General features: G+C 57.3%; 22 protein-coding genes, 2 tRNA genes and 1 other RNA gene. 12 read left to right on the forward strand and 13 right to left on the reverse strand.

The window, feature by feature from the left end; translation table 11 throughout:
• Positions 1 to 27 precede the first annotated feature (27 nt).
• Positions 28 to 1,083, forward strand: coding sequence for a N(4)-bis(aminopropyl)spermidine synthase (gene bpsA / locus GQS_RS08775; protein WP_014013328.1), 1,056 nt, complete (start codon positions 28 to 30; stop codon positions 1,081 to 1,083).
• A gap of 18 nt (positions 1,084 to 1,101) precedes the next feature.
• Here the strand turns inward: bpsA and GQS_RS08780 are convergent, their stop codons facing one another.
• The 8 genes from GQS_RS08780 to ffs all read right to left on the reverse strand — a co-directional run bounded on the left by GQS_RS08780 (position 1,102) and on the right by ffs (position 8,017).
• Positions 1,102 to 2,871 carry an LPXTG cell wall anchor domain-containing protein gene (locus GQS_RS08780; protein ID WP_014013329.1) on the reverse strand — a complete coding sequence of 590 codons (1,770 nt, stop codon included), beginning with the start codon at positions 2,869 to 2,871 and terminating at the stop codon, positions 1,102 to 1,104.
• Positions 2,872 to 2,912: 41 nt separating this feature from the next.
• Positions 2,913 to 4,892 carry a S8 family serine peptidase gene (locus GQS_RS08785; RefSeq protein ID WP_014013330.1) on the reverse strand — a complete coding sequence of 660 codons (1,980 nt, stop codon included), beginning with the start codon at positions 4,890 to 4,892 and terminating at the stop codon, positions 2,913 to 2,915.
• A gap of 385 nt (positions 4,893 to 5,277) precedes the next feature.
• A tRNA-Gly gene (locus GQS_RS08790) sits at positions 5,278 to 5,355 on the reverse strand.
• A 13-nt stretch (positions 5,356 to 5,368) separates the two neighbouring features.
• A tRNA-Phe gene (locus GQS_RS08795) sits at positions 5,369 to 5,445 on the reverse strand.
• A gap of 89 nt (positions 5,446 to 5,534) precedes the next feature.
• Positions 5,535 to 5,783, reverse strand: coding sequence for a DUF4405 domain-containing protein (locus tag GQS_RS08800; RefSeq protein WP_014013331.1), 249 nt, complete (start codon positions 5,781 to 5,783; stop codon positions 5,535 to 5,537).
• A gap of 77 nt (positions 5,784 to 5,860) precedes the next feature.
• Entirely contained in the window at positions 5,861 to 6,580 is a 720-nt protein-coding gene (gene queC / locus GQS_RS08805) for a 7-cyano-7-deazaguanine synthase QueC (protein ID WP_014013332.1), read from the reverse strand.
• Between the two features lie 155 nt (positions 6,581 to 6,735).
• Positions 6,736 to 7,641, reverse strand: a complete 906-nt coding sequence (locus tag GQS_RS08810) for a dihydroorotate dehydrogenase (protein ID WP_014013333.1) — start codon at positions 7,639 to 7,641, stop codon at positions 6,736 to 6,738.
• A 62-nt stretch (positions 7,642 to 7,703) separates the two neighbouring features.
• Positions 7,704 to 8,017, reverse strand: an RNA gene (ffs, locus tag GQS_RS10855) — signal recognition particle sRNA.
• A 124-nt stretch (positions 8,018 to 8,141) separates the two neighbouring features.
• On the opposite strand from ffs, the gene GQS_RS08815 reads away from it, so the two are divergent.
• The 9 genes from GQS_RS08815 to GQS_RS08855 all read left to right on the forward strand — a co-directional run bounded on the left by GQS_RS08815 (position 8,142) and on the right by GQS_RS08855 (position 18,041).
• The gene (locus GQS_RS08815) at positions 8,142 to 9,578 is read left to right on the forward strand and encodes an FAD-dependent oxidoreductase (protein WP_014013334.1); all 1,437 of its coding nucleotides are present in this window, start codon (positions 8,142 to 8,144) and stop codon (positions 9,576 to 9,578) included.
• Entirely contained in the window at positions 9,575 to 10,081 is a 507-nt protein-coding gene (locus GQS_RS08820) for a 4Fe-4S dicluster domain-containing protein (protein WP_014013335.1), read from the forward strand. The genes GQS_RS08815 and GQS_RS08820 overlap by 4 nt, the downstream gene beginning before the upstream one ends.
• A gap of 211 nt (positions 10,082 to 10,292) precedes the next feature.
• On the forward strand, positions 10,293 to 10,565 hold the full coding sequence (locus tag GQS_RS08825; protein ID WP_014013336.1) for a (2Fe-2S)-binding protein: 273 nt from the start codon (positions 10,293 to 10,295) through the stop codon (positions 10,563 to 10,565).
• Complete coding sequence (locus GQS_RS08830) at positions 10,558 to 11,724, forward strand: FAD-binding oxidoreductase (RefSeq protein ID WP_014013337.1); 1,167 nt, start codon at positions 10,558 to 10,560, stop codon at positions 11,722 to 11,724. Before GQS_RS08825 ends, GQS_RS08830 begins: the two co-directional genes overlap by 8 nt.
• 90 nt (positions 11,725 to 11,814) lie before the next feature.
• Positions 11,815 to 12,492, forward strand: coding sequence for a UMP kinase (gene pyrH / locus GQS_RS08835; protein WP_014013338.1), 678 nt, complete (start codon positions 11,815 to 11,817; stop codon positions 12,490 to 12,492).
• 67 nt (positions 12,493 to 12,559) lie between these two features.
• Positions 12,560 to 14,260, forward strand: a complete 1,701-nt coding sequence (locus GQS_RS08840; RefSeq protein ID WP_014013339.1) for a potassium channel family protein — start codon at positions 12,560 to 12,562, stop codon at positions 14,258 to 14,260.
• 58 nt (positions 14,261 to 14,318) lie between these two features.
• A complete protein-coding gene (locus GQS_RS08845; RefSeq protein WP_014013340.1) occupies positions 14,319 to 15,638 on the forward strand; it encodes an NAD(P)/FAD-dependent oxidoreductase in 1,320 nt (439 codons plus the stop codon).
• Between the two features lie 86 nt (positions 15,639 to 15,724).
• Positions 15,725 to 17,470 (forward strand): endonuclease/exonuclease/phosphatase family protein, encoded by a 1,746-nt coding sequence (locus GQS_RS08850; RefSeq protein ID WP_014013341.1) that lies wholly within the window; start codon positions 15,725 to 15,727, stop codon positions 17,468 to 17,470.
• A gap of 31 nt (positions 17,471 to 17,501) precedes the next feature.
• On the forward strand, positions 17,502 to 18,041 hold the full coding sequence (locus GQS_RS08855; protein ID WP_048056563.1) for an RNA 2'-phosphotransferase: 540 nt from the start codon (positions 17,502 to 17,504) through the stop codon (positions 18,039 to 18,041).
• Here the strand turns inward: GQS_RS08855 and GQS_RS08860 are convergent.
• Positions 18,025 to 19,260: an MFS transporter gene (locus GQS_RS08860; protein ID WP_014013343.1), complete on the reverse strand. Its 1,236-nt coding sequence runs from the start codon at positions 19,258 to 19,260 to the stop codon at positions 18,025 to 18,027. The genes GQS_RS08855 and GQS_RS08860 overlap by 17 nt on opposite strands.
• 60 nt (positions 19,261 to 19,320) lie before the next feature.
• Between GQS_RS08860 and GQS_RS08865 the strand changes: the two genes are divergently transcribed.
• On the forward strand, positions 19,321 to 20,595 hold the full coding sequence (locus GQS_RS08865) for a C69 family dipeptidase (RefSeq protein ID WP_014013344.1): 1,275 nt from the start codon (positions 19,321 to 19,323) through the stop codon (positions 20,593 to 20,595).
• A 2-nt stretch (positions 20,596 to 20,597) separates the two neighbouring features.
• Positions 20,598 to 21,851, forward strand: coding sequence for a glycoside hydrolase family 1 protein (locus tag GQS_RS08870; RefSeq protein WP_014013345.1), 1,254 nt, complete (start codon positions 20,598 to 20,600; stop codon positions 21,849 to 21,851).
• On the opposite strand, the gene GQS_RS08875 is transcribed toward GQS_RS08870, so the two are convergent.
• The 4 genes from GQS_RS08875 to GQS_RS08890 all read right to left on the reverse strand — a co-directional run bounded on the left by GQS_RS08875 (position 21,840) and on the right by GQS_RS08890 (position 26,541).
• Positions 21,840 to 23,174 (reverse strand): MFS transporter, encoded by a 1,335-nt coding sequence (locus GQS_RS08875; protein ID WP_014013346.1) that lies wholly within the window; start codon positions 23,172 to 23,174, stop codon positions 21,840 to 21,842. The genes GQS_RS08870 and GQS_RS08875 overlap by 12 nt on opposite strands.
• Positions 23,161 to 24,255 (reverse strand): polysaccharide deacetylase family protein, encoded by a 1,095-nt coding sequence (locus GQS_RS08880; RefSeq protein ID WP_048056564.1) that lies wholly within the window; start codon positions 24,253 to 24,255, stop codon positions 23,161 to 23,163. Before GQS_RS08880 ends, GQS_RS08875 begins: the two co-directional genes overlap by 14 nt.
• Position 24,256: 1 nt before the next feature.
• Positions 24,257 to 25,318 (reverse strand): galactokinase, encoded by a 1,062-nt coding sequence (locus GQS_RS08885; RefSeq protein ID WP_014013348.1) that lies wholly within the window; start codon positions 25,316 to 25,318, stop codon positions 24,257 to 24,259.
• A 62-nt stretch (positions 25,319 to 25,380) separates the two neighbouring features.
• Positions 25,381 to 26,541: an FAD-binding oxidoreductase gene (locus tag GQS_RS08890; protein WP_014013349.1), complete on the reverse strand. Its 1,161-nt coding sequence runs from the start codon at positions 26,539 to 26,541 to the stop codon at positions 25,381 to 25,383.
• Position 26,542 lies beyond the last annotated feature (1 nt).

Consider the following 26,542-nt stretch of genomic DNA (forward strand, 5'->3'; position numbering starts at 1 on the left):
CAAAAAATGCTTCTGGAGGTGCTTGCGATGATGGAGATAGTTGAGAAGGTTAGGGAGAAGACGAGCATCCCCGTTTACGAGAGAACCATCGAGAACGTTCTGAGCGCCATCCAGGCGAGTGGAGACGTCTGGAGAATCGTTGACCTCAGCGAGGAGCCGCTCCCGCTCGTCGTTGCCGTTGTCACCGCACTCCACGAGCTCGGCTACGTTGCCTTCGACGGCCCGAGCGTCGTCCTCACCCAGAGCGGCAGGAAGCTGGTGGAGAAGTATGGAATCGGCGCCAGGAAGGACTACACCTGCTCCCACTGCGAGGGCAAGACGGTTGAACTGAACGCCTTCAGTGACCTCCTCGAGCAGTTCAAGGAGATAGTCAAGGACAGGCCGCAGCCCAAGCACGACTTCGACCAGGCCTACGTTACCCCCGAGACGACCGTCGCCAGGATAGCCCTCATGCACACGCGCGGGGACCTTGAGAACAAGGAGGTCTTCGTTCTCGGAGACGACGACCTGACCAGCATAGCCCTCATGCTCAGCGGCCTTCCGAAGCGCATTGCTGTCCTCGACATTGACGAGCGCCTCGTGAAGTTCATCGAGAAAACCGCCGACGAGCTCGGCTACGAGAACATCGAGATGTTCACCTTCGACCTCCGCGAGCCGCTCCCGGACTACGCGCTCCACAAGTTCGATACCTTCATCACCGACCCGCCCGAGACCGTCGAGGCCATAAGGGCCTTCGTTGGAAGGGGCATAGCGACCCTCAAGGGTCCTGGCTGCGCCGGCTACTTCGGCATAACGAGGCGCGAGAGCTCGCTCGACAAGTGGAGGGAAATTCAGAGGGTTCTCCTCAACGAGTTCGGGGTCGTCATCACCGACATCATCAGGAACTTCAACGAGTACGTCAACTGGGGCTATGAGGAAGAGACCCGCGCCTGGAAGCTCCTGCCGGTCAAGGTCAAGCCGTCATACAACTGGTACAAGAGCTACATGTTCAGGATTCAGACCCTCGAGGGCTCGAAGGGCTTCGAGGAGAGGATTACCGTCGGCGACGAGCTCTACAACGACGAAGAGGCCTCGACCACCTGAAAACGAAAAACAGGGGAGTCACTTCCTCCCCCCTCTTCTCCCCCTTCTGACGACGACCACCGCCAGGGCTATGAGGGCCACGCCGGCCGCTATGTAGAAGTAGGCCGTTCTCTCGTCCCCGGTAGCAGGCTCGACTGCCCGGAAGCCGTTGACCTCCTCGGCGGAGATGACGAGGGGGTTCTTCGACGGGTAGATTACCACGTAGCCGTCCAGGCCCGTCAGCTCGGCCCTGCCGGTGGAGTTGCCCGCGTAGGAGCCGTCTCTCACGAGGAGGAAGGTGGCGTTGGCCAGGCTGACCGCGTTCTCTCCGACTTCCGGCGAGGGGATTTCGGCGTAGAGCAGGCTCCTGAGGAAGGAAACGCCTTTCTCGTAAAGCTCTGTGTCGGTAAGTCCAGCCTCATGGAGAGCCCAGACTGCCTTTGCCGTCGAGGTTATTCCCGCTATCGAACCCTGGGTGTAGGGGAAGGCCCCGTTCTCGTACTGCCTCTCCGCGAGGACGTTCAGGGTCTTGTTGAGCTCCCGCTCCATTCCGAAGCTGCGGAAGACCAGCAGAGCGTAGGCAAAGTAGTAGGTCGGGGTGTTGTAGTAGACCGGGTTTCCCGTCTTCGGGTCTTTGGTGGAGAGCATCCACGTGAGGTTCTTCGAGAGGTAGTCGAGGGATTTGGAGTAGTCGTAGCTCATGTTGAGGGTCCTGAAGACCCAGACGACGTATTCCGTGTTGTAGAAGTCCTTCCAGACGCCGTTCTCAGAGGTGGAGAGGAGGTAGCTGACTTCGGCGGAATAGTCCTCCCCCATAAGGGCCTTAACCCTCGCGAGCTCGGCCACCTGCCAGGGGAGGAGGGCCGAGAGGTTGGAGGGCAGTTCGGGGGTTATGTTGCAGAGGAGGTAGTAGTCCGCGAGGATAACCCGCTCCCAGTCGTCCGTTGGATGAACCTTCGAGAGGTAGGGGCAGGCTGTCGGGCGGAGGTTCTCGAAGCCCCCTATCTTGGAAACGCTCAGGAGGTCGAGGACGCGGTAGTGGAGCGTTCCCCAAAATCCGAAGTGCTCCCTCTGGAGGAGTTCCTCGCGGTACTTCCCGTTGAGGGTCGCGTAGAGGGCCATCGCGAGGGCGACGGTGCTCTTAAAGTTCCCATCGAGCTCAACCCCCTCCCCCAGATAGGCCAGCGCGAAGGCCCTGTACGCTTCCAGCTCGCCGGAAACCTCCATCTTCTCAAGCTCCTCCCTCTTCCCGAGGGCCATGTAGCCGAATATCCTCTCGGTGTCGGTTTTGGGTTCGGTTCCCATCAGCCAGCCGGTTGCCCTGTCTACGGCTTCCCCCACCTGCTTTTCAAAGCCGGTGAGGTTCTCGTTGATATAGCCGTTAAGAAATTCCCTGAGCGCGATTAGCGCCAGCGCCGTGTCGGTGTAGTCCCCCCATGAACCGTCGGGGTTCTGCGTGTATATGAGCCAGTATGCCGCACTGTTCAGGGTTGAGTTGTACCTTCCCCTGGCGACCCGCTCTCCCCTCATCAGGGCCATCATTGCCATCGCGGTGTACTTTGCTTCGTGTTCCTCGCCCTGGGCAAACCCCCACGAGTCGAAGGGCGTCTTCAGCATCATCAACCATTCGCAGCCTTCCAGAACACGTGCGTAGTCCCCGTTCTCGTAGAACGCCAGAACAGAGAATGCCGTGTCGGGGACTGTGGGTTCATAAACGTAGGGCATGATTTCAGCGCTTCCAGCCTCCGCCCCGGACGCGGTTGATACGATCAGCATGAGAAGGACTCCCACCGCAAGAATGCCTCTCATTTCACCACCCCGTAAATAGGATAAAAAGAAGTTAAAAAGCTTCAGCCGTAGTAGACCTTTCCGTAGAGGGTGTACGAGGCCCAGCCGTAGGTGTTGTAGGCGTAGACGAGGAACGTCCAGTCGCCCGGAGCGGGGTTGCTGTACTCGACGTGCTCGTTGCTGTTGTAGCTCTCGGAGCGGTCAACGAGGTTGCCGTTCGGGTCGTAGAGGTAGAGGTCAAGGTCGTGGGCGCCCGTGTCGAAGACGAGGTCGCCGGTTATCTTGGTGGCACCGCTGTTGACGGTCATCTTGAAGCTGTCGCTCCTGTCGTAGTAGTCGTGGACGTAGCCGGTGAAGGTCTGCTCATCAACGGTGGGCTGGGTTCCTCCGCCCCCACCGCCGCTGGATTCGCTGAGGGAGCCGTCGCTGACGACGTCAACCTGGTAGTTGGCGCTTCCGGAGTAGCTGACGACCTTGAGCGTCCAGGTGCCGGAGGTCGGGTTGTAGTAGCCGACCTTTTCGAAGCCGTAGTAGGCGGTGTATGAGTAGTCGACCTGGTTGCCGTTGGGGTCGTAGAGGTAGAGGTCGATATCGCTTCCGCTGTTGTCCCAGTAGAGGGTCGCGGTAACGAAGGTCGCGCCGCTGATGTCGAAGGTGTGGGTGGCGCTTCCCTTGTTGGCAACGGAGCCGGTGAAGACGAGCTTGGCATAGCTGTCGTAGTTGGAGGCCTTGTACGCGTTGACCCTACCGGCACCGTAGGCGATGTCCGCTATCTCGTCCGGCTTTACTATGTCCGCCGTCTCGATGAGGGCGGTTTTAACGTGGTCTGGGGTCCAGCTCGGGTGAGCCTGAAGGAGGAGCGCCGAGATTCCAGCAACGTGGGGTGTGGCCATTGAGGTTCCCGGGGCGGCGACGTAGTAGTCTCCCACGGTAACGTCTGTGAGCTGGGTTCCGCTGGCGCGGGCGGCTATGATCCAGTTGCCCGGCGCCACGACCTCCGGCTTGAGTCTGCCGTCGGCCGTCGGGCCCCTGCTGGAGAAGTCGGTTATGACGTCGTACTTATCGACGGCGCCGACGGTTATGACCTTGCTCGCTGCCGCGGGGGAGCCAACGGTGTACTTGTCCGGGCCGCTGTTTCCGGCGGCAACGCAGACCACTATTCCGGCGTCCCAGGCGTTGTTAACCGCCTGACTGAGGGAATCGGTTCCATCGGAGCTCTGGCTTGAACCGAGGGAGAGGTTGATGACCTTTATCCCGTACTTGTCCTTGTTCTGAACGGCCCAGTCAACACCGGCTATGATATCGGAAATGCTTCCGGAACCCTCTGCGTTGAGGACCTTCACCCCAACGAGCTTTGCTCCGGGTGCCATTCCCTTGTACTTGCCGTTGCTTGCCGCACCCGTTCCCGCGGCGATACTGGAAACGTGCGTCCCGTGACCGTTGTCATCGTAGGGGCTCGAACGGCCGTTCACGTAGTCCTTCCAGCCGACCACCTTGCCCTGGAGGTCGGGATGCGAGGCGTCTATACCGGTGTCGATTACCGCGATGGTTATTCCCGAGCCGTCGTAACCAAGGTTCCAGAGGTTTGTGGCCATGACCTGCGCCGCGGACTCATCAAGGCCCTCCGTCTCAACGCTGACCTGGACCTTGTAGTCCTCCTGGATGAACCGTATTCCGGATATTCTCCCTTTCTCGAAGAAACCAGTATCGATCATTCCTGCAATTAGAAGAAGGTCCCTGACCTTCATTTTGACAGCAACCGCCGGGATAATCCTGTACGAATACTTAACCTCGGCCCCCATGGCCTTCAGCAGCCTAAGTGCCCTGTCCCTATCTGAGGGGCTGTTGAACATTATTACCGTGCTGACCTCCTGGTTCCAGTTCATTTTCTGAACTTTCTTGAACAGTCCGGGGGTCAGTAAACCGTAGTTCTTCTGCTGAACCTGCACAGGGGTCGCGGGCTTTGCCGGGGCCGCGGCTATCATTCCGGCCATCATACCAATAAGGAATACTGCAACCACAATGGCCTTCCACCCATTCATCTGTGGACACCTCTTTTCTACGATGTGTTCAATTGGTCATCCGGGTATTATACCCTTCATCAGAGCACTGATTTTAGCATTAGCATATAAATCTTTCGATTTTAAAAAGTATTATTTCGTTGTTGGCAGCTTTGTCGGTACTTTTAGTTTTTATATGTAAAACCATGATACACCGGAATGTAAGTTGAACCTGGCAGAATCTGACGATCAATGCGGAAAAGAGGGAGCCGATGATACAGCACGCACAGAGTTCCGTAAAATCGCCAATGGGTTGAAAATTTTACAAATAGTTATGTGGTATCGACCAGTAAACGGGCGCCTGTGCCTGGTACAGAATACGCGCTGCGGGCAATTCTTGAAGTTTGAAATCCCTAGAAACGGATTGTGGTGCGGTGGCCGGGATTTGAACCCGGGTCACCGGCTTGGAAGGCCGGTGTCCTAGACCAGGCTAGACTACCACCGCGCTGCTGAGAAAGTGGTGGGGCGAGGGGGATTTGAACCCCCGACACCCGGATCTTCAGTCCGGCGCTCTCCCAGGCTGAGCTACCGCCCCACGCTCAAAGATAAGAGCTTGGAGGGGATTTATAAATCTTGCGGTGGGATGACGACGCTACCCCTCATTGGGAGATTCAGTTTTAGGGCTTACTTTCTGAAAAGAACTTTCAACTCCCTTTTATACATGCCCCAGTTCAGCCCGAGGTGGACTATTATCAGCACGTTCATCAGCGGCCCTAAGACGTTTCTGATTCTAAAGAGCTGATTCTTGTTCATGCCAAGGAATGGATGGCCGGTTCTGGTGGTGTAGAGTACTCCTACCGTGACGAACAGAACGCCAAGGAATACTACCAGCAGAACCGTGGAGAGAATGGCCCGTACCTTTACGATGTTCATTTTTTCTACCTCCCTTACCCTTTAGGGGTATACGTCACTTCCATAAAAATGTTTGGAAAGAAACAAAAGAACACTGTTCAAACCTCCGGCTCAACCGCGTAAACGGTCCTGTCCTCACCGATGGCCTCGATCAGACCGCGGTGGCGCCTCACACAGCTCTCGCACTCGCCACAGTGTATCGGCTTCCCGTCCTCCGTGAAGCCCCTCGGCATGTAGCAGGAGTTGGAGTACTCGTACTTCGCGTTCAGCTCCTTCAAAAGCCGCGCTATGCCCTTCTTGTCGAGGTCTATGAGCGGAGCAACAACCTTAACCTCGGCCATAGTCCCGTATTTTAGAGCCTCGTTCATCTTCTCAACGAACTCGGGCGTGTTGTCCGGGAAGGTCGCTCCCTCCTCCGCGTTGAAGCCGACTACTATGTCCCCGCCCCCGAGGGCGTCGAGGAGCGAAGCCGCGACGCTTATAAGGACGAGGTTTCTCGCCGGAACCCAGACGCTTTTGGCTGTCTCCTGAGCGACACTCATGTCCTCAAGCTCCTCGGCGGTAACCCTCGGCGTCTCCCCGCCGACGAGCGTCGTTCCGCGGAGCTTTGAGAACTCCTCAAGGAAGTCAAGGCGGACTATCTTCAGCGGAACGCCCAGCTCCTTCGAGAAGAACTCGGCAACTTTGTTCGTGACTCTCTCCTCGTTGCTTCCGTAGTTCACGGTGAGCATGATGACCTCGTCGTAGTTTCTCTTCGCCCAGTAGAGGCAGGCCGTCGAGTCAAGCCCACCCGAGAACAACACCAGGGCGCGCTTCATTTTTCTCACCCAGCTCAAATCCAAGTTTGATGGCTTAAAGTTTTCTGGAAGTTCGATGTCACTTGTAGCCTCATTGAGAGCTTCTTCTGTGGCTTTTTCTATTTCTTCGGGACTCAAATCTCTGCCCAATGAGAATGTTTTCCACTTCTTCATGTTTACTCCTCCAGCGCTAGGCCGACTATATCCTTCACGCTCGAAAAGCCCTCATCCTCGAGGTATCTAGCTATTCCCTTGTTTATCTCCTGGAACACCTTCCACCCGCGGAGCGAGACGGCAGTACCAACCTGAAGGGCCGAGGCTCCGGCCAGGAGGAACTCCACAGCATCCTGCCAGGTGGTTATGCCGCCGATTCCAATAACCGGGATTTCAAGCGTTCTCGCGAGGTCGTACACAGCTCTTAACGCCACGGGCTTCACCCCAGGCCCCGAATAGCCGCCGACACGGTTGCTGAGGATGGGCCTCCTCGCGTATACGTCAATCGCCACAGCCTTCAGCGTGTTTATCGCCGAAACCGCATCCGCCCCAGCTTTTTCCGCCGCTACACCGAGCTTCGTTATGTCGTCTATGTTCGGGGTCAGCTTTGCTATCACAGGCCTGTCGGTCGCATCTTTGGCGGCTTTGACGACCTCGTGGACGTTCTCCGGGTTCTGGCCGATCTCCATACCGTAGCCCTTCGCGTGGGGACAGCTGAGGTTCAGCTCGAATGCATCGGCGACGTCGCTCAGCTTTTCCGCCAGGAAGGCGAACTCCTCCGGTGTTCCACCGAAAATCGAGACTATGAGCGGAAAGTCGAAGGTGTAACCCTCGACCATCTCGAGGAAACCCCTCCAGCCTGGGTTCGGTAGGCCCATCGCGTTTACCAGGCCATAGGGAAGCTCTACGATTGTGGGGTTGTCGTAGCCCTTCCTCGGTTCGATTCCGATTGATTTGGTGACCACCCCGCCGGCGCCCTCCTCGTGCGCTCTAATCCATTGTTCGGGGACCTTGTCGTTTATTCCTGACGCGAGAATGAGGGGATTCCTGAACCTTATCCCGAAAAGCTCCACTTCAAGGCTGGCCATCTTGACACCTCAAAGGCAAAAGAAGCCGTCCACTATTAAGGTTTTTGCCGGAATTCTAGTGGCGGCGGGCGCGCCCGGGGGTGGGAACCCTCCACCGCCCGTTTCCACCGGGGCTCGCTCACCCCCGCTACCCCACGAGCGCCGAACGTCCCGCCTACCGCTGCTCCCTTCCGGGCCTGGCGGGGTTCGGCGGGCAAAGGGCGTTAGTCCGGCCCTCCAGCCGGACCCCGCCCACCGCCGGCCCCGTGGGACGAGGGATCACCGTTGTGCCCCGGCTTCCGCGGGCGGCTTTGGGAACCGCCCCCCGGGCTTCGGCCCCGGCATATCGACGGTTTCCGGTTGCAGGGGACGCCGAACCCCCCGGCCTAGCCCGCCGCCAGCTAACTTATCCTCCACCCGATATATAAAGCTTTGGTAATCCCTGAAACCAAAGGTGAAGAACCTTCGGATTGAAAAATTTTCATAAACGCGTGAACGAATAGGTGCATGGGTGATACACCGTGCGCTTAACTGAGCATCCTGTTCTGCGTTTTGAGCGTGGCAGGGAGGTTACAATATACTTTGAAGGACGGCCGATCAAGGCATACGAGGGGGAAACGATAGCGACGGCCCTTCACGCCGCTGGCGTGAGGGTTTTGAACTATTCAGCCAACGAGAAGCGGCCCAGGGGGCTCTTCTGTGCCATCGGCAAATGCTCCTCGTGTCTGATGGTCGTGAACGGAATCCCAAACGTTCGCTCCTGCATAACCCTTGTTGAAGACGGCATGAGGATCGAGCCTCAGCGCGGAAAGGCCAAGCTGCCGAAGGAGGCAAAGCCGCCCGAGTTCAAGGACGCGAAGGTCGTCAGGGCGGATGTCGTTGTGGTTGGCGGCGGTCCGGCCGGGCTGATGGCGGCCATACATGCCGCGGACGCCGGGGCCAGTGTTATACTGATCGATGAGCAACCCATGCTCGGCGGCCAGCTCGTCAAGCAGACCCACAAGTTCTTCGGCAAACGCGAGCAGTTCGCGGGGGTCAGGGGAGTAGAGATAGCCAAAATCCTCGAGGATGAAGCAAGGAAGCGGGAGAACGTTGAAATCTTCCTTGAAACCTCCGCCGTTGGCATCTTTCAGGAGGGCGACGAGAAGCTCGTCCTGGCCGTCAAGAACAACCGCGAGCTGATAGAGTTCCGCGGAAGGGCGGTCATAGTCGCCACCGGCGCGATGGAGAAGATGATACCCTTCGAGAACAACGATCTGCCCGGAATCTACGGCGCCGGCGCGATTCAGACGCTTATGAACACCTACGGCGTCAAGCCCGGCGATAGGGTTCTCATAGTCGGAGCCGGAAACGTGGGGCTTATTCTTGCCTACCAGCTCATCCAGGCCGGCGTCGAGGTGAAGGCGATAGTCGAGGCCATGCCGAAGGTGGGCGGCTACTTCGTCCACGCGGCGAAGGTTAGGCGCCTGGGCGTTCCGATACTCACGAGGCACACCATCCTGCGCGCCGAGGGAAAGGAGAAGGTCGAGAGAGCTGTTGTTGCCCAGCTCGACGAGAACTGGCGGGTAATTCCCGGAACGGAGAGAACCTTTGAGGTCGACGTTATAGCACTCGCAGTAGGCCTGAGACCCAGCATCGAGCTCCTCCATCAGGCCGGCTGTCAGATAAGGTACGTCCGTGAGCTCAGCGGGCACGTGGCCGTCCGTGACGAGTGGATGGAGACCACCGTCAGGGGAATCTTCGTGGCTGGCGACTCCGCTGGGATAGAGGAGGCAACGACCGCGATGCTTGAGGGTAAGGTCGCCGGAATTGCAGCCGCGCTTCGGCTGGGCATAGCGGACGAGAGCTGGCTCAAGGAGATGGAGAAGGCTCAGAAAGACCTCCTGGAGTTCCGCTCCGGGCCCTTCGGCAGGCACGTGCTCGAGGGCATAAAGAAGGCACTGGTGGTGAGAGAATGAGCGAGATTCCGGAGTACCTTAGAAAGGGCTACATCACCCCTGAGGAACTTGAGAAGTTCATCCCCCTGCCGAGCGAGGAGAGGCTCAGGAAGAGGCCCGTTGCCGTTCCGGAGTGCCCGCAGGAGATACCCTGCGCCCCGTGCAGGGAGATATGTCCCACAGGGGCCATAAGCATGCCCACCCCGAACGACCTGCCGATAGTTGACTACGACAAGTGCATCGGCTGCTCCCTCTGTGTCCAGATATGCCCCGGCCTGGCCTTCTTCATGGTGCACTACGTCGGCGATAAAGCGAGGATAACCATGCCCCATGAGCTCCTTCCGGTTCCAGAGAAGGGCGAGGAGGTCGTTCTTCTCAACAGGGTCGGCGAGCCCGTTGGAAAGGGGAAGGTGCTCACGGTCGTGCCGAGGGAGAAGAGCAAGGGTGACACGCCGATAATCATCGTCGAGGTGCCGATAGAGCTGGCCTGGGACGTCAGGGCGGTTAAGGTGGTGAGAGAATGAAAATCCGACACATTCGGACAGGAGAGCAATTGAAAAGCGGTGTTTTCCGGGCAGTTCGCAGTCTTACCGCGCCCGAAGGGCGCATTCCAAGTGCGAACACTCAACGAAAGGCCTTGAGTCACGCTCTCACACCTGCCGGAGCGAGTTGTAAAGTAAAAACTTTTCCGCCAGCGCTTGCGCAAGCAAGGGCTGTTGGTGAGAGGTGATCAAAATGGCTGGAAAGAAAATCGTCTGTCGCTGTAACGACGTCACCGTTGAGGAAGTGGAAGCGCTCATCGATTCCGGCGTCACCGATATTGAAGAGATCAAAAGGCTTCTCCGCGTAGGAATGGGTCCCTGCCAGGGAAGGACCTGCATTCCCATAGTGCTGTCGATCCTCGCGAGGAAGACCGGAAAGAAGCAGGAGGAGATACCGCTTCCGAAGGCCAGGGTACCTACGAGGCCCGTTCGCGTAGAGGTCATAGTGGGTGGTGACGATGAGTAAAATAGCCATCGTCGGCGGCGGGATAATAGGCGTTGCCACCGCCTACGAGCTGGCGAAGCTCGGCGAGGAGGTAATCCTCTTCGAGAAGAACTACTTCGGCTCGGGCTCCACTTTCCGCTGTGCCACCGGAATCCGCGCCCAGTTCACGGACAAGGCGAACATCAGACTGATGAAGCACTCCGTTGAGAGGTGGGAGAAGCTTGAGGAGGAGCTGGAGAGCGACATCGTCTTCAGGCAGACCGGCTATCTGTTCCTCGCGACGAGCGAGGATGAGGTTGAGGCGTTTAAGGCGAACATAAAGCTCCAGAACAAATTCGGCGTTCCAACGAGGCTCATCGACATGGAGGAGGCGAAGGAGATAGTGCCGATTCTCAACACAGAGCCTTTTTTAGCCGGAGCCTGGAACCCGAAGGACGGTAAGGCGAACCCCTTCAAGACCCTCTTTGCCTACCTTTTCAAGGCTAAGGAGCTCGGCGTCGATGCAAGGGAGCACACGGAAGTTGTTGGCTTCGAGCGCGAGGGGGATACTATAACCGCCGTGAAGTTCAGGAGCAACGGGGGGATCGAGAGCGTTAAGGTTGACGCAGTTCTGAACGCGGCCAACGCCTGGGCGCCGCTCATCAACGAGATGGCTGGCTTAAATCGGGACCTCGTTCCCATCACCGCCTACAAGCACCAGCTCGTCAAAACCGAACCGCTGGAACCCGGACAGGCCGAGCCGCTGGTATGTCCGCCCAGCTGGAACGACGCCTACATAATCCAGGACGGTGAGGACGGAGGGATAATCTGCGGTGCCGGCATAGAGCACAAGGCCAAGAGCCTCGACGACTACGAGCCGACCTACGACTTCCTGCGCGGAGTTCTGGACTATGCCGTCAGAATCGCCCCGCCGCTTCGCTACGCTCACGTCGTTAGGCAGTGGGCGGGCTTCTACGCGAAGACGCCGGACAGCAACCCGGCAATCGGGAAGCTCCTCGACAACTTCTACATCGCGGCGGGCTTCTCTGGACACGGGTTCATGATGGCACCGGCCGTTGGGGAGGCGATGGCCGAGCTGATTTCAAAGGGCCGCTCGAAGGTTCCGCTCGACTGGGAGTGGTACGACCCGTACCGCTTCGAGCGCGGTGAGCTCCGCACGAGCGCCTTCCAGATAGGCTGAGCCTTTTCACTTTCTCCGTCCCTTATTTTAACACCCCCGCGGCAAGAAAAAGGTTATAAAGGGGCTTCGATTAGCACCGTGAGGGTCATCATGAGGATAGTCTTCGATATAGGCGGTTCGGTTCTCGTTCCGGACGACCCGGACGTTGATTTTATCGGGAAGATGGCTTACGAGCTCATCAAGATAAGCGAGGATCACGAGGTGGCAGTGGTAGTCGGCGGCGGAAAGGTGGCGCGCAAGTACATTACGGCCGCGAAGACCTTCACGCCCAACGAGACCTTCAAGGACTACATCGGCATACACATCACCCGCGCCAACGCGATGCTCCTGATAGCGGCGCTCGGCGAAAAAGCTTACCCCTTCGTCATTCAGGACTTCCGTAAGGCCTGGGAGGTCATCCAGCTCAAGAAGATACCGATAATGGGCGGAACGCATCCGGGCCACACGACCGACGCGGTCTCGGCTCTCCTCGCGGAGTACCTGCAGGCCGACCTTCTGGTCGTCGTTACCAACGTGGACGGCGTCTACGACAGTGATCCGAGGAAGAACCCGAACGCGAGGAAGCTCGACAGGATAACCGTCGACCAGCTCGTAGAGATCGCGATGCAGGCCGAGAGCAAGGCGGGAGGAAGTGGCGTCGTCGACGCTTTGGCGGCCAAGTTCATCCAGCGCGGAAGGATAAAGACCTACATCGTGGGCAAGAAGGACGCCTACCACCTCTTCGACGTTGTGAAGGGGAAGCACAGCGGGACTGTGGTTGAGCCGTGAGGTTTCTTTTTCCTCTTGTTCTATTTCGGACGAAAGCTTTTATAGTTCTGACGCGTAAGATGCATCCATGTGCAGGATGGCGCACTTCGGGAACTGCGACCCTGAGACTGCCGATCAGGAGTACTGCATTTTTCACAAGCCGGACAAGAATGAGAATGAGGCAAGGGAGTTTTACAATAAGTTCGTTCTGAAGTTCTTTGGATATAAGTCGCCTCGGAGCGAGGGATTGGTTTTTGCAGGGCCTGTAGATGCGAGAGGTTTTGTGTTTCCAAGCGCTACCTCTAGGGTCAAATACAGAGAATGGGGAGAAACTACCCCATTTAGATATACACTATTTAAAAAATCTGTGGACTTTTCAGAGGCATGCTTTTCGTCTGATACTCTGTTTTTTGGTCCGCCTGCGCTTTTTGATAGTGTAACTTTCGAAAGCCATGTATATTTTAATGACTCCAACTTTAGAGAAGCCAGGTTTTGTAAGGTCAAATTTTTCAAAGGAGTTAATTTCGAAGGAATTGAATCTCATGGAAGAATGATCTTCGAAGAATGTCAGTTTGTATCCGGGCAGAAAATCAATGATGTACTTGATGTTAGATTTAAGGGGGCGAACTTCTATGGCCCTGTGATATTTGATCATTGTGTATTTACCACAGATATAAACTTTGAAAGTGTTCATTTTCATTCTGATGCTATTTTTGGAGATGAAGAAATGTTATTTAGGTCTAGGGAGGAATATCCTGGGGGATTTCCATTTAAAACTCATGCTTCAGAATTTCATGCTGAAATGGATTTCCACAATTCTGAATTTAAAGGAAATGTTAATTTTGAATCTTGCATCTTTGATAAAAAGGTTAATTTTCAGTATTGCTTGTTTAGTGAGGAGAGAGGAGAGACGAATTTTTCAAGATCAAGGTTTAAGGACACTTCCTTGTTTGATTCTGCCCAGTTTAGAAACGTCAGCTTTAACTCCGTGGTGTTTGAGAAGGATGTGAGTTTCAACAATGCAACCTTTCACGGTGATACAACCTTTGAAGGCTCTGTCTTTGAAAGAGTGGCAAGCTTTGTTAATACAGGGTTCTATGATGAATTAAGCTTTGCCAACTGTGACTTCAAAGAGGGGGCCGACTTTTTGGGGAAGTTGAAGAACGAAACTGATACATCCCAACTCTGGAACTTTTTCAAGTCTCGTTTTTCAAACATTCAAGCTCTAATCGAAGTTGCTCGTGTTCAGCGCCTGAGTTTCGAAAAAGAAGGCAAACGCGACGAAGCCGACAGAATGTTCGTCCTTGAAATGCGTGCCAAGAGGAAACTTCGTCTTCTAAATTCAAAGGAACATCTAGCCGAATCTAGAGGACTCAGTAAACTAAAGGCATATTTTGGGTATCTTGGAACGTGGCTCGGTGTTCAAACTGAAAAAGTCTTAGCGGATTGGATAACGCAATATGGAACAAGCTGGCGTAGGATTTTAATATCATCAGGAGCCGTCATTGGCATTATAGGATTTGTTTATTGGATTCTTTCAATGTTCTCCGAGAAAGTCTTTCTTGGAATTCCTGTTGGCACGATTTACACTTGTGAACACTGTGCAACTGGTGGAATTTTGGGCTTTCTTAACGCCCTCTACTACTCCCTTGTCACCTTCACCACCCTCGGCTACGGCGACATGCATCCGACCGGCTGGCTCAAAGCCCTCAGTGCGATCGAAGCCCTGACCGGGGCCGTCTTCATGGCGCTCATCGTCGCGGTCATAGCTCGTAAGTGGATGCGCTGAACCTAAGGTTAAAGCCAACTTTTTATACCTCCTCACCCTTCTCCCTCCGGTGGTGCTCATGAAAATCGTCGTTGTGGGTTCTGGCACAGCCGGAAGCAACTTCGCGCTGTTCATGCGCAAGCTCGACAGGAAGGCCGAGATAACCGTCATCGGAAAGGAGGGGACCATGCAGTACTCCCCCTGCGCCCTGCCGCACGTCATCAGCGGCACCATCGAGAAGCCCGAAGATGTTATCGTCTTCCCGAACGAGTTCTACGAGAGGCAGAAAATCAACCTCATGCTCGGAACGGAGGTCAAATCCATCGACCGCGAGAGGAAGGTCGTGATCACCGATAAGGGCGAGGTTCTCTACGACAAGCTCGTTCTGGCGGTTGGCTCCAAAGCTTTCATCCCGCCGATAAAGGGCGTCGAGAACGAGGGAGTCTTCACCCTCAAGAGCCTCGACGACGTGCGCAGGATCAAGGCCTACATCGCCGAGAGGAAGCCGAAGAAGGCCGTCGTCATCGGTGCTGGTTTAATCGGTCTCGAAGGGGCCGAAGCCTTCGCGAAGCTCGGCATGGAGGTCCTGGTCGTCGAGCTTATGGACCGGCTCATGCCGACGATGCTCGACAAGGACACCGCCAAGCTCGTCCAGAAGGAGATGGAGGGGCACGGCGTCTCCTTCAGGTTTAACGAGGGAGTCAGCGAGATCATCGGCAGTCCCGTCGAGGCGGTTAGGATAGGCGACGAGGAGGTTCCAGCCGACCTCGTTCTCGTCGCTACAGGCGTGAGAGCCAACACAGACCTCGCAAAGGCGGCCGGGCTTGAGGTGAATCGCGGTATAGTCGTGAACGAGCACCTCCAGACCAGCGATCCGGACATATACGCGATAGGCGACTGCGCAGAGGTCATCGACGCGGTAACCGGCGAGAGAACGCTCAGTCAGCTGGGAACGAGCGCGGTGAGGATGGCGAAGGTTGCCGCTGAACACATAGCCGGAAAGGACGCCTCCTTCAGGCCGGTCTTCAACACGGCGATAACCGAACTCTTTGGCCTCGAGATAGGCACCTTCGGAATAACCGAGGAGCGGGCGAAGAAGGCGGGGGTTGAGATAGCCGTCGGCAAGTTCAAGGGCTCCACCAAGCCGGAATACTATCCGGGTGGAAAGCCGATAACGGTCAAGGTTATCTTCAGAAAGTCAGACAGGAAGCTCATCGGAGCGCAGATAGTCGGCGGCGAGCGCGTCTGGGGCAGGATAATGACCCTCTCCGCTCTGGCACAGAAAGACGCGACGGTGGAGGACGTCGTTTATCTCGAGACCGCCTACGCCCCACCGGTGAGCCCGACGATAGACCCGATAACCGTTGCCGCCGAAATGGCCCTCAGGAGGTTCCGCTGAGCGCTTTTCTCTCTTCTTCATCTTTCGGTTGAAACATCAACAAAGTTTAAGTGTTCTCCCAACAACTTGGGTTTTAGGTGATGGATATGAAGGTGGACGAGAGGGATAAAATACTGCTCGGTCTTGGAACTGGGGTGCTGCTGGCCTCGTCCCTCAGGGTCTTTGTGGCCGGAGCGTACTCAAGTCTGGAGAAGACTTTCTTCTATGGAATGAACTTCCCATCCGGACTGGGAATTCTCCTGCTCCTTCTGGCCGCCTTTCTCGTGGGGAGAATTGCCCGGAAGGGCGGAGCGGCAATAATGGCGGCCTACGCCCTCGCACTCCTCGCCACCGATGCCACGGAGTACGTCCATCTATTAGCGGCCTTCGCCCTGCCCGTTGCGCTCGCCCTCGTCAAGGAGCTTGACGTCAAGTACCTCGCCATGGGTCTCGTGGCGGACCTCTCGCTCCGCGTGCTGGCCGTTGGAGCCGAACCGGCCGACTTCCCGTACACGAGGGTTGTTCTGGCGCTCTTCCTGCTTCTAGGAGCTTATGCTCTCTGGAAGGAACCGGGAACGCTCAAGAAGCCCGGCTTCGGTCTCTACGCCTTCGCGGCCTTGCTCGAACTGGGGCTGATTTACCCCAACGCGGTGATGCGCTACTCCGGAATGACGGTCTATTACCTTCCGGGGTTCGTGGGTTTCTCCCTGCTCCTCGCCCTGGCGATACTGCTCGGCCCGTACCTCGCGAGGAAGCCGACGGTCGCGATGGCGCTCCTGATAATCGGCTCGGCGAAGCTCTTCCTCAAGCCCCTCTCGCTGGTGGGTCTCCCAATAGCTCTCGCCTCTGCCATCGCCCTCGTTGAGAACGCGAAGGGCAGCAGAGGGGGAGTCATCGGGGCCGTTTACCTGTTCCTCGTCGCCACGCTCGCCCTCGGAGCCTACGTCGGCAGGGACATAGGCCTGCCCTTCATGGAGGACAGGCTTGAGGCCCTCATTCTGGTTGTATCTGTCATCTACGCCCTCAGCGCCTACAGGAAGAGCGCCGAGGTAAGCCTTCCGAGCGTAAAGGAGATTGCTGGTCCACTCCTCGGCGTTGTGGTGGCCTCGGTCATCGTCCTCGCCCTCTTCAACGCGGGACCGACCTACGTCGAGGCCAAGAAGGACGTTCTCGTGTGGACCTACAACGTCCACCAGGGATTCGGGCCGTACGACGGAACGTTCAACGGCTACGAGGTTGTGAACCTTCTCGCCGAGCAGAAGCCCGACGTGTGGCTCGCCCAGGAGGTCGTCGGGGGAATGATAGGCAACGGCTACCAGGACGTTCCGCTCTTCGTCTCGGCCCACCTCGGCTACGCCTACGAGTACAAACCGGCCGTCGAGGGAACCTACGGAATAGCGGTCTTCTCCCACTGGCACATGGAGACGGAAAGCGAACTCAACCTCGAGAGCGTCGGCCAGGCGAGGCCGGCCCAGAAGGTCTCCATTGAGGAGCTTGGAATAACGGTGGTGAACGTCCACATGGGACTCAGTGAGGAGGAAAGGGCAATGCAGGCAGAGGAATTACTTAAGTTTGCCGAGGCCTCGCCGGTGGCCCAGGTGATAGCCGGCGACACCAACGCCGAGCCGGACGAGAAGGCGATAGAGATACTCACCCGCGACTACCGCGACGCCTTCCCCGAGAGGCCGCCCTACACGTTCCTCTGGGAGCGCAACGGCGTGGTCGATAAGGAGAACATCGACTACATACTGCTCAAGAACGGCTGGCCGGCCGAGGTTAAGGACCACGGCTGCCTCTGCGACGTCCTCGTGTCCGACCACAGGCCGGTGTGGGCGGTCATTGAACTGCCGTGAGGTTTTTTATTTCCCTCTCCCACTTTTCTCCATGCCGCCGAGGGTCAAGGTTGGCAGGCTGATGGCCTACATTCTCCGCCACTCGCCGGAGGAGTTCGGGCTTAAACCCGACGTTGAGGGCTTTGTGCCGCTGAGCGAACTCGTCAGGGCGCTCCGAACGGTTTACCCGGACGTTACCGAGGATTTTGTGTGGGAGATCGTCGAGAGGGACTCCAAGGGGCGCTACGAGATAAGGGGGGATAAAATCCGCGCCCGCTACGGCCACAGCTTTCCAGTCTCTTTGAACCACGAGGAGGACAGGGAGTCGAGGGTTCTCTACCACGGCACGCCGAGGAGGAACCTTGAGAGGATTATGCGCGAGGGACTCAAGCCGATGAGGAGGCAGTTCGTCCACCTGAGCACGAGCAGGAGCGAGGCCCTCGAAACCGGCAGGAGACACGGAAAAGATGTGGTTCTGCTAATCATAGATGCGGAATGCCTGAGGAGAAAGGGTTTAAGGGTTTACAAAGCCGGAAAGAACGTGAGGATAGTGGAGAAAGTCCCGCCTGAGTGCATCACCCTGGCAGTTTGAGGGCCAAAACGAATGCCAGCCCGAGGGGAATCAGTGTGCTGACGAAGTTCAGCGTGAAGCTTATTCCAGAGAGGTAGCCCCCGATTAGCGGCCCTACCACCCAGCCGAGGCTCATCATGGCGTTTAGAAGGCCCATCGCCTGGCCGCGTTCGCTCACCTTCACCCTCTCGGCGACGTAGGTGGAGGATGAGTTCAGCGTCATCGACCACTTCACGCCCGAGATGAAGGCGACGGGGAGCATCAGGTAGATGTTCTTCGCGAAGGCGTAGCCGAGGAAGGCTATACCGTAGCCGGCTATGGAGAGCAGGTAGAAGTTCCTGGCGCCGTGCCTGTCTATCAGCTTCCCGATGTAGTAGCCGCTGAGGGCAGCCGCGAGGGAGTCTATGCCGAAGAGAATCCCGACCCACTCCTCGCCGAAGGTCTCGCCGAAGTAGACCGAGACCACCGAGTAGACCTGCCCACTCGCTATCATCGCCAGCAGGACGCTGAGGTAGAACAGACCAAGCTCGCCCCTCATGAGCTTCCCGAGGGCTGTTTTCCTGACCGTCACCCTTTCGCTCTCCCTTCCCTCCTGGGGGATAAGGAGCAACCTGGGGGCCCTCCTCCCCCTCGGCCTCTCGCGCATGGCCAGGGCTATCGCAGTGGAAATCACCAGCAGGACACCTGAGAACACGAATATCCCATCTATCCCAGTTCTCTTCACGAGGAAGCCGCCGAGGAAGTTGCCCACCATGAAGCCCGAGTTCTCGACGGTGGAGAAGATACCGTAGGCCGAGCCTATCCTCGTGGATAGCTCCGCTATGAGGGCAGACTTGGCCGGCATCATCGCCGAACCCAAAGCTCCCTGGGCCGTTCTGAGGGCGAGGAGGGCGAGGGGAGTGGATACGAGCGCCATTGCTGTGTAGAACACGCCGGTCGAAAACAGACCGAGGGCTATGAAGCCCTTCCTGTTGCCGGTCGAGTCCGACAGCCAGCCGAATGGGTACTGGAAGACCGTCGAGGTCAGGTTGAAGGCAACGCTCAGGAGGCCGACCATCAGCATCGTTCCGCCGAGGAGGCGCATGTAGACGCTCAGGTAGGGGAAGGCCATTCCGAAGGCGACGTTGGCGAGGAACATGGAGACGGCTAACAGGAGGACGTTCTTCCTCTTCACCTTCAGCCTCCTCAGCTTCCCCGCCTTCTCCCTGCGTCCCTGGAGTACCGTCAGCTCCCTCCTCATCGGCCGGCCCTAACGGAAAGCCTCTTATAAAACTTCTCCCAATGATTCACGGGTGAAACCATGTGCGATATTCTCGTGGCCACTCCCGAGGCCACCAGGGAGGGAACAACTCTCTTCGCCAAGAACAGCGACCGCGAGCCGAACGAGGCTCAGGTACTTGAGTTCATACCGAGGACCAGGCACGAGGAGGAGAGAGTCCGGTTAACCTATGTGGAGTTCCCGCAGGTGAAGGAGACCTACGCGGTAATCCTCTCCCGCCCCTGGTGGATGTGGGGGGCAGAGATGGGTATGAACGAGTTCGAGCTGGCGATAGGCAACACCGCGGTCTTCACGAAGGTCAAGGTGCCGGAGAAAGGAATAACCGGAATGGACATGATACGCCTCGCCCTTGAGAGGACGAAGAGCGCGAGAGAGGCTCTGACATTCATAACCGGCATCGTTGAGCAGGGTTTGCAGGGTGGAAACGGGAGCAAAAGCCACAAGCTCTACTACTTCAGCTCCTTCATAATAGCCGACCCCAAGGAGGCGTGGGTTCTTGAGACGGTTGGGAAGGAGTGGGCCGCAAAGAAAATCGAGGGTGTTTACTCCATCTCCAACGCCCTCACGATAGAAGGCGACTGGGACATGGCATCCGAGGGCGTCGAGAGGCTCGCGAGAAAGGGTTCTTTCAGCTTTGCGAGGCACTTCTCGGACCGCTTTTACACCCACTTCGCCCACGGCAGGGAGAGGAGGGCCTTCACGCTGAAGAAGCTGAAGGAACGTGAGGGCGAGATAACGCTCGAGTACATGATGTCCCTTCTTCGCTCCCACTCCTTTGAGCCCTACCGCCCGGAGAAGGGCTCGATGAGGGACATATGCATGCACTACGGCGGCCTAACGAGGCCATCTCAGACTGCCTCTTCTCAGGTTTCCGAGCTTGGAAAGGGCCTCCACTGGTTCACGGGTACTTCAAACCCCTGTCTGAGCATCTTCAAGCCGGTGACCTTCGAGGGCGGCCTCCCAGACCTCGGAAAGGAACCCACCAACCGCTACGATCCCGATGCATACTGGTGGCGCTTCGAGGCCTTCCACAGGAGGTTCCTGACGAACTACCGCACCTACATCGAGGACTTCGCCCGCGAGAGGGATAGACTGCAGGCCGAGATAGTGGAGAAGGCAAGGGAGATTGAGAAGACGCCGGAGGATTTGAGAGCTTTGACGGAATGGGCCTTCAGAGAAGAGGCCAAACTCCTCGAAAGGTGGGAGAAGATTGTGAAGCCCGGAAGGCTTCCCCTCCTCTTCGGGCGGAGCTGGAGAAAGGTTAACGAGGAGGCAGGACTCAATCTGGAGGGTTGAAGATGCTCAGGTTTCCGGATGGATTTCTCCTCGGAACGGCAACGTCTTCCTACCAGATAGAGGGCGACAACGTCTGGAGCGACTGGTGGTACTGGGCTGAAAAAGGAAAGCTTCCCCCCGCCGGAAAGGCCTGCAACTCCTGGGAGCTGTACGAGAAAGACATCGAACTGATGGCCGGGCTGGGCTACAGGGCCTACCGCTTCTCCATCGAATGGGGACGGGTCTTTCCGGAGGAGGGAAGGCCGAACGAAGAGGCCTTAATGCGCTACCAGGGCATCATCGACCTTCTCAACGAGAACGGGATTACCCCTATGCTCACGCTCCACCACTTCACCCTGCCCACGTGGTTCGCCCTCAGGGGTGGCTTCGAAAAGGAGGGTAACCTCGAGTACTGGAGGAGCTACGTTGAGATGATAGCCGACAACATTGAAGGGGTTGAACTAATAGCGACGTTCAACGAACCGATGGTCTATGCGGTCGCTTCCTATGTGGAGGGTATGTGGCCGCCCTTCAGAAAAAACCCGCTGAAGGCGGAGAGGGTCGCGGTAAACCTGATTAAAGCCCACGCCATCGCCTACGAGATCCTTCGCGGCAAGTTCCGGGTCGGGATAGTGAAGAACCGCCCGCACTTCATTCCGGCGAGCGATTCCGAGAGGGATAAAAAGGCGAGGGACGAGATAGAGTACACCTTCAACCGTTCTATACTGGACGGAATCCTGACCGGGAGATTCAGGGGTTTCATGAGGACCTTCGACGTTCCCGCGAGCGGCCTCGACTGGCTCGGGATGAACTACTACAACATCATGAAGGTCAAAGCTGTGAGGAACCCGCTCAAACGCTTCGCCGTTGAGGACGCCAACGTGGGCAGGAAAACCGATATGGGCTGGAGCGTCTACCCACGGGGCATCTACGAGGGGCTGAGGGCCTTTTCGGAGTACAACCTTCCGCTCTGCGTCACCGAAAACGGCATAGCGACGCTCGACGATGAGTGGCGGGTGGAGTTCATAGTCCAGCACCTCCAGTACGTCCACAGGGCCTTGGAAGAGGGCATCGACGTTAGGGGCTACTTCTACTGGTCGCTCATAGACAACTACGAGTGGGCCGAGGGTTTCAGGCCGCGCTTTGGGCTGGTAGAAGCCGACTACGAGACCTTCGAGAGGAGGCCTAGGAGGAGCGCCCACATCTACGGCGAAATCGCGAAAAATGGGGAGATAGATGACGAACTGCTTGGAAGATATGGGATATCAGGTGGCTGAACCCCTCGTCAGTTCTTCTGCCCTTTTTCTCAGGGTCTCCTTTATTCTGTCCCTGTCCTCGGGGTACTGCTTCCTTATCCAGAGCCACACAAGGGCGCAGGGAATCCAGAAGAGGGCACCTATTATGAGTGTGTACTCGTAGGCCAGGGCGTTCGAGTACCCCATGCTCCGGAGGGTCTCTATCAGGAAGCCGCCGAAGAGCGGGCCGGTCGCCTTTCCTACGTTGTCGAGGATGTTGAAGAGGCCGAAAACCGTCCCCCTGTCCTCGGGGAGGTTTACCTGGGAGACTATCGCCCTCACGTTCGGCCCGGCATAGGAGACGAACTGGAGGAAGGCGAAGGAGTAGAGTGTTATCCCCACCCAGTGTGCGGGCGTCAGTTCACTCGGGAGAGGGTAGAGGATTATCCCTATCGCCGCCAGCATGCCGAGGAATATCGCCGCCCCCGTGATAAGCGCCCTTCCACCCCTCTGCCTCGCCTCGAAGTAGTCGCCCACGAATCCGCCGAGGAGGCTTCCTATAACCGTGGAAACACCCACGATGAGTAGCACGAAGGTTGCGGTGTCCTTGCCCATTCCCCTCGTAACGATGAAGAAGGACACCAGCCAGTACATTATAATGCCCCAGGGGACCGTACCGATGATTCCTTGGATGAAGATCAGGATGTTCGTCTTCGTTTTGAGCGACTTTTTGACCACGTCCCAGCTGATCCGGTACGTGTACTCGTAGCCCTTCTCGAGGACCTCCCTCAGCTCCTTCTCGCCTTCCCCTCTCTTGGGCTCCTCGGCAATGAGATAGAAGAGCGGTGCGAGGATAAAGTTGGGGACAGCGGCTATGATGAACGGTGTTCTCCAGCTCGCGATGAGGCCGGCGATTATCATGCCGAAGAGCGTTCCAAAGCCGAAGGCCGTTTCAATGTAGGAGTAGCCCCTTCCCCTCTTCTCTTCCTCGAACATATCGGCTATGAGCGAGTATCCGATGGGGATTATTGACCCTATGCCTATACCGGTAAGCAGACGCATCGCCAGAAGTTCCCAGTAGCTCGTGACGTAGGCCGTCAGGAAGCAGGGTATCTCCCCGAGAAGGACGCCTATGACGAGGAGCTTCTTCCTCCCCTTGATGTCGGACAGAAAGCCCCAGACTATCGTTATCAGTGCGCTCGTGGCGACGAAGATCGTTGAGACGAGACCCATCTGGGTTTCGGTTATCCCGAACTCCTCCATTATCTGCTGATAGTTCGGTGGGAGCAGGTTCTGGTCTGCCATGAGGAAAGCGGCCATCAGAACGAGCAGGACTATCGAGACCTTCCTCCTAAAGTTCTTCATCCTTACCCCTCCAGGCTTCATAAACCGCCCTAAATGCGTCAAGCCTCCTCTCGGGCAGGGGCTCCCAGCCCCTCGCATCGCTGTTCTCAGCCAGAAATGCCTTCTCTCCCCGCAGGTTCCAGGAGAGGGCGTTCAGCCTGGCGTTGCCTTCGTCGAGCCGCCATATGTCAAGGCTTTTATCGGGCGCCCAGCTTGAGGTTCTTAGGTATAGCTTCCTGCCCGAGTGCGGCAGCTCGCTGGGGAGCCGTGTCTCGCTGCCGAGGGCATCGAAGACCTCAAGGAAGGAATCGACGGTTATCAGGTAGTCTGCCAATGGACGGTATCCTAAGAACTCTATGTCGGTGCCGTAGAGCACTATATCATCAAGGTTCTTCAGCCACCTGGCGCTCTTTCTCGGGTTCATCAGCGGAAACCTCCCGGCACCGAGCATGACAACGGTGTTCACGTTCACCCATACCGGTATCGCCTCTATCTCCTTAACCGCTTCGAGGATCACTTTGCCCGGAAAGACAAGTTTGAGCGACTTTTTCAGCTCCCTCAGGCCGAGAAGGTAGTTGAGGTACCTGTTGCCCTCACCCCGCTGGGCCTTGATGAGGTGGGGGTAGAGGGGCTTCACAGGCTTTATCGCCCTGTTGAGGTGGTTTGAGAGAAGGAGGGCTTCGCCGTCAACGAAAACCGTCCCGTAGCCGTTGTCCCTGAGTATGGCCGGCAGGATCGGGTCGTAGGCCAGCTCCGGCGGGAAGAAGAGCCTCGGGGAGACTTCAAGGAGGGTCTCCTTTACCTCCCTGTCCCTCCTCACCTGGGCCTCAACCCCCTCGAGGCTCAGGAGGGGCAGTATCGCGTGGCTGTAGGCAGTTCCGGTTATCTCTATCAGCCCCGACTCGATACCCTCGCGCACGAGCCTCAGCACGTCCTCGGGAAGGATTTCGAGCGTGAAGCCAGTTATGTTGAGGGCGAAGGGGATTTCCCTTTTGAGGAGCGCCGAGAGAACCGGAACGTAGGCCTTCTCGATGACCCTTCCTATCTCCGCCTTCGGTATCTCAGCGTACTGCAGGTTGCCGTGGAGGAGGAGAGCCATCAACTCAGACCCTCCTCACGCTCACTCCGTCGCTCGGACTGACGAGGTGGTAGTCCGGCTCCCAGTTGAAGTGTCTGACGTACTCGTCGGTGACCCTCATAGCGATATCCAGGGCCAGCTCCTCGGGCACTATGGCCACCGCGGAACCGCCGAAGCCGGCACCGGTCAGTTTGGCACCGTAGGCGCCGAGTTCGGCCGCCTTCCTCACGAAGAAGTCGAGCTCCTCGCTTGAGACGTCGTAGTTTCTGGCCAAGTCCCAGTGCGAGGCGGTCATCAGCTCGCCGAAGGCCCTGACGTCGCCGCTCCTCAGGGCGTCCCTCGCCTCGAGGACGCGCCGGTTTTCTCTCACTATGTAGCCGAAGAAGCGCCGGTAGAGCGAGGGAAGGCTCCTCAGATCCTCCTCTTCGACCTCCTTGGAGGTTCTCTTTCCGAGGAGCCGAAGGGCTTCCTCCGCGACCTTCCTCCTCTCGGCGTAGGCCGACCCTGAGATTTCCCTTTTGACCCCGGTGTAAAACACGAGAACCCTGACATCGCTCGGGAACCCGATGTACTCGTGCCTCAGTGTGTCTGTGTCCAGGAAAATGACGTGCCCTCTCTTTCCGTGGACGATCGCGAACTGGTCGAGTATGCCGCAGGGGACACCGACGAACTCGTTCTCCGCCTTCTGGGCCAGGAGTGCCATCTCTATCGGAAGGAGGTTCAGCTCGTAGGCCTCGTTCAGGAAGGCCAAAACTGCCAGCTCCAGGCTCGCTGAGGAGCTCAGTCCGGAACCTATCGGCAGGTCTCCGCCAAGGATTCCCTTCATTCCCCCGACGTCGTGGCCTTCTTCCTTCAGAGCCCAGAATATTCCCCTGACGTAATCCGCCCAGTCGCCGGCTCTCTGGATTTTGTCGAGGTCGAACTCCTTCACTTCCCGAAAAATCTGGGAATAAACCCTTGCTTTTTCGTCCTCCTGGGCGTGCAGGACCGTGTAGAGGTTTATGGCCATAGGCATAACGTAGCCGAGCGCGTAGTCAGTGTGCTCCCCGATCAGGTTGACCCTTCCGGATGAATCAACGCGGTACACGATTCCACCCGTGGGGGTTAGGCTCGAAAATATTTAAGGATAACGAGGGAGAAAAGGAAAGTTTAGCCCATTTGAATCGCAGTCGTTCTCAGTTCCCCCCTTTCGAAGCGGTAGGGGTCGTACCACGCTGCCGGGAGGTCGGTTCTTCCCTTCGTCACCAGGTCCGCTACCATCTCAGCTACCGCAGGCGCCATCATGAATCCGTGACCGGAGAAGCCCGCCGCTATGTAGTAGTCGCTCAGCTCCTCGATCTTTCCTATGGCGGCGTTGCTGTCCGGAGTCTTCGCGTAGTAACCTGCCCACGTCCTCAGTATGAGGAGCTCTCTCAGTGCCGGGATAATCTTGGTGAAGTAGTAGCTCACCTCGCGGAGGAACTCGTAGGTCGGGTTGAGGTCGTAGGTCGGGCCCAGCTCGTAGCCGACGCCGCCAACGACGCCTCCGTGGGCGGTCTGGGTGAGGTAGGCGTGGCCGTACTTGAAGGAGATGACCATCGGGTTTATCGAGCCCTTCTTTATGGGCTGGGTGATGACCGCCTGGTGCTTGTAGGGCTCTATGGGTATCTGGGTCTTTATCCCAGCCATCGCGTTGATGAGCTTGGCCCAGGCGTTGGTGGCGTTGATGACGGTGCCGGTCTTAATGGTTCCCCTGTTCGTCTTCAGCCCCTTTATCTCACCGTTCTCGGTGATGAAGTCCTTAACTTCCGTGTACTCGACGAATTTGGCTCCAAACTCTTCCGCGTGGAGGGCGAACTTGGCCGTGGAGTGGAAGGGGTCCGCCTTTCCGTCGGTCGGGTTCCAGGATGCCGCTATAACCTCGCTGATGTCGAGGAGCGGGACTATCTCCTTTGCCTCCTCAGGCGTTATGAGCCTCGTTGGAACTCCGAAGCGGTTCTGAATCGCTATGTTGCGCTTGAACTCCTCGACCTCATCGTCGTCGTAGAGAAGGAAGAGGTAGCCGGTCTGCTCGAAGGAGAAGCCGTACTCCTCGCTGTACTTCTTCCACAGCTCGACGGAGCGCTTCATGACCTGGACGTTCGCCTCATCGTTGAACTGCTGCCTTATTCCGGTTCCGCAGCGGAAGGTGGAGCCGGAGCCGATGAAGCGCTTCTCTATGACGGTGACCTCCTCCCCGCGCTTGGCGAGCTCGTGCGCTATGGTGACTCCGATTATTCCCCCACCGATGATGACGATTTCACTCCTCTCGGGAAGCTCTTTGCTCGGCATT

This window comes from Thermococcus sp. 4557 (assembly GCF_000221185.1).
Taxonomy (GTDB): domain Archaea; phylum Methanobacteriota_B; class Thermococci; order Thermococcales; family Thermococcaceae; genus Thermococcus.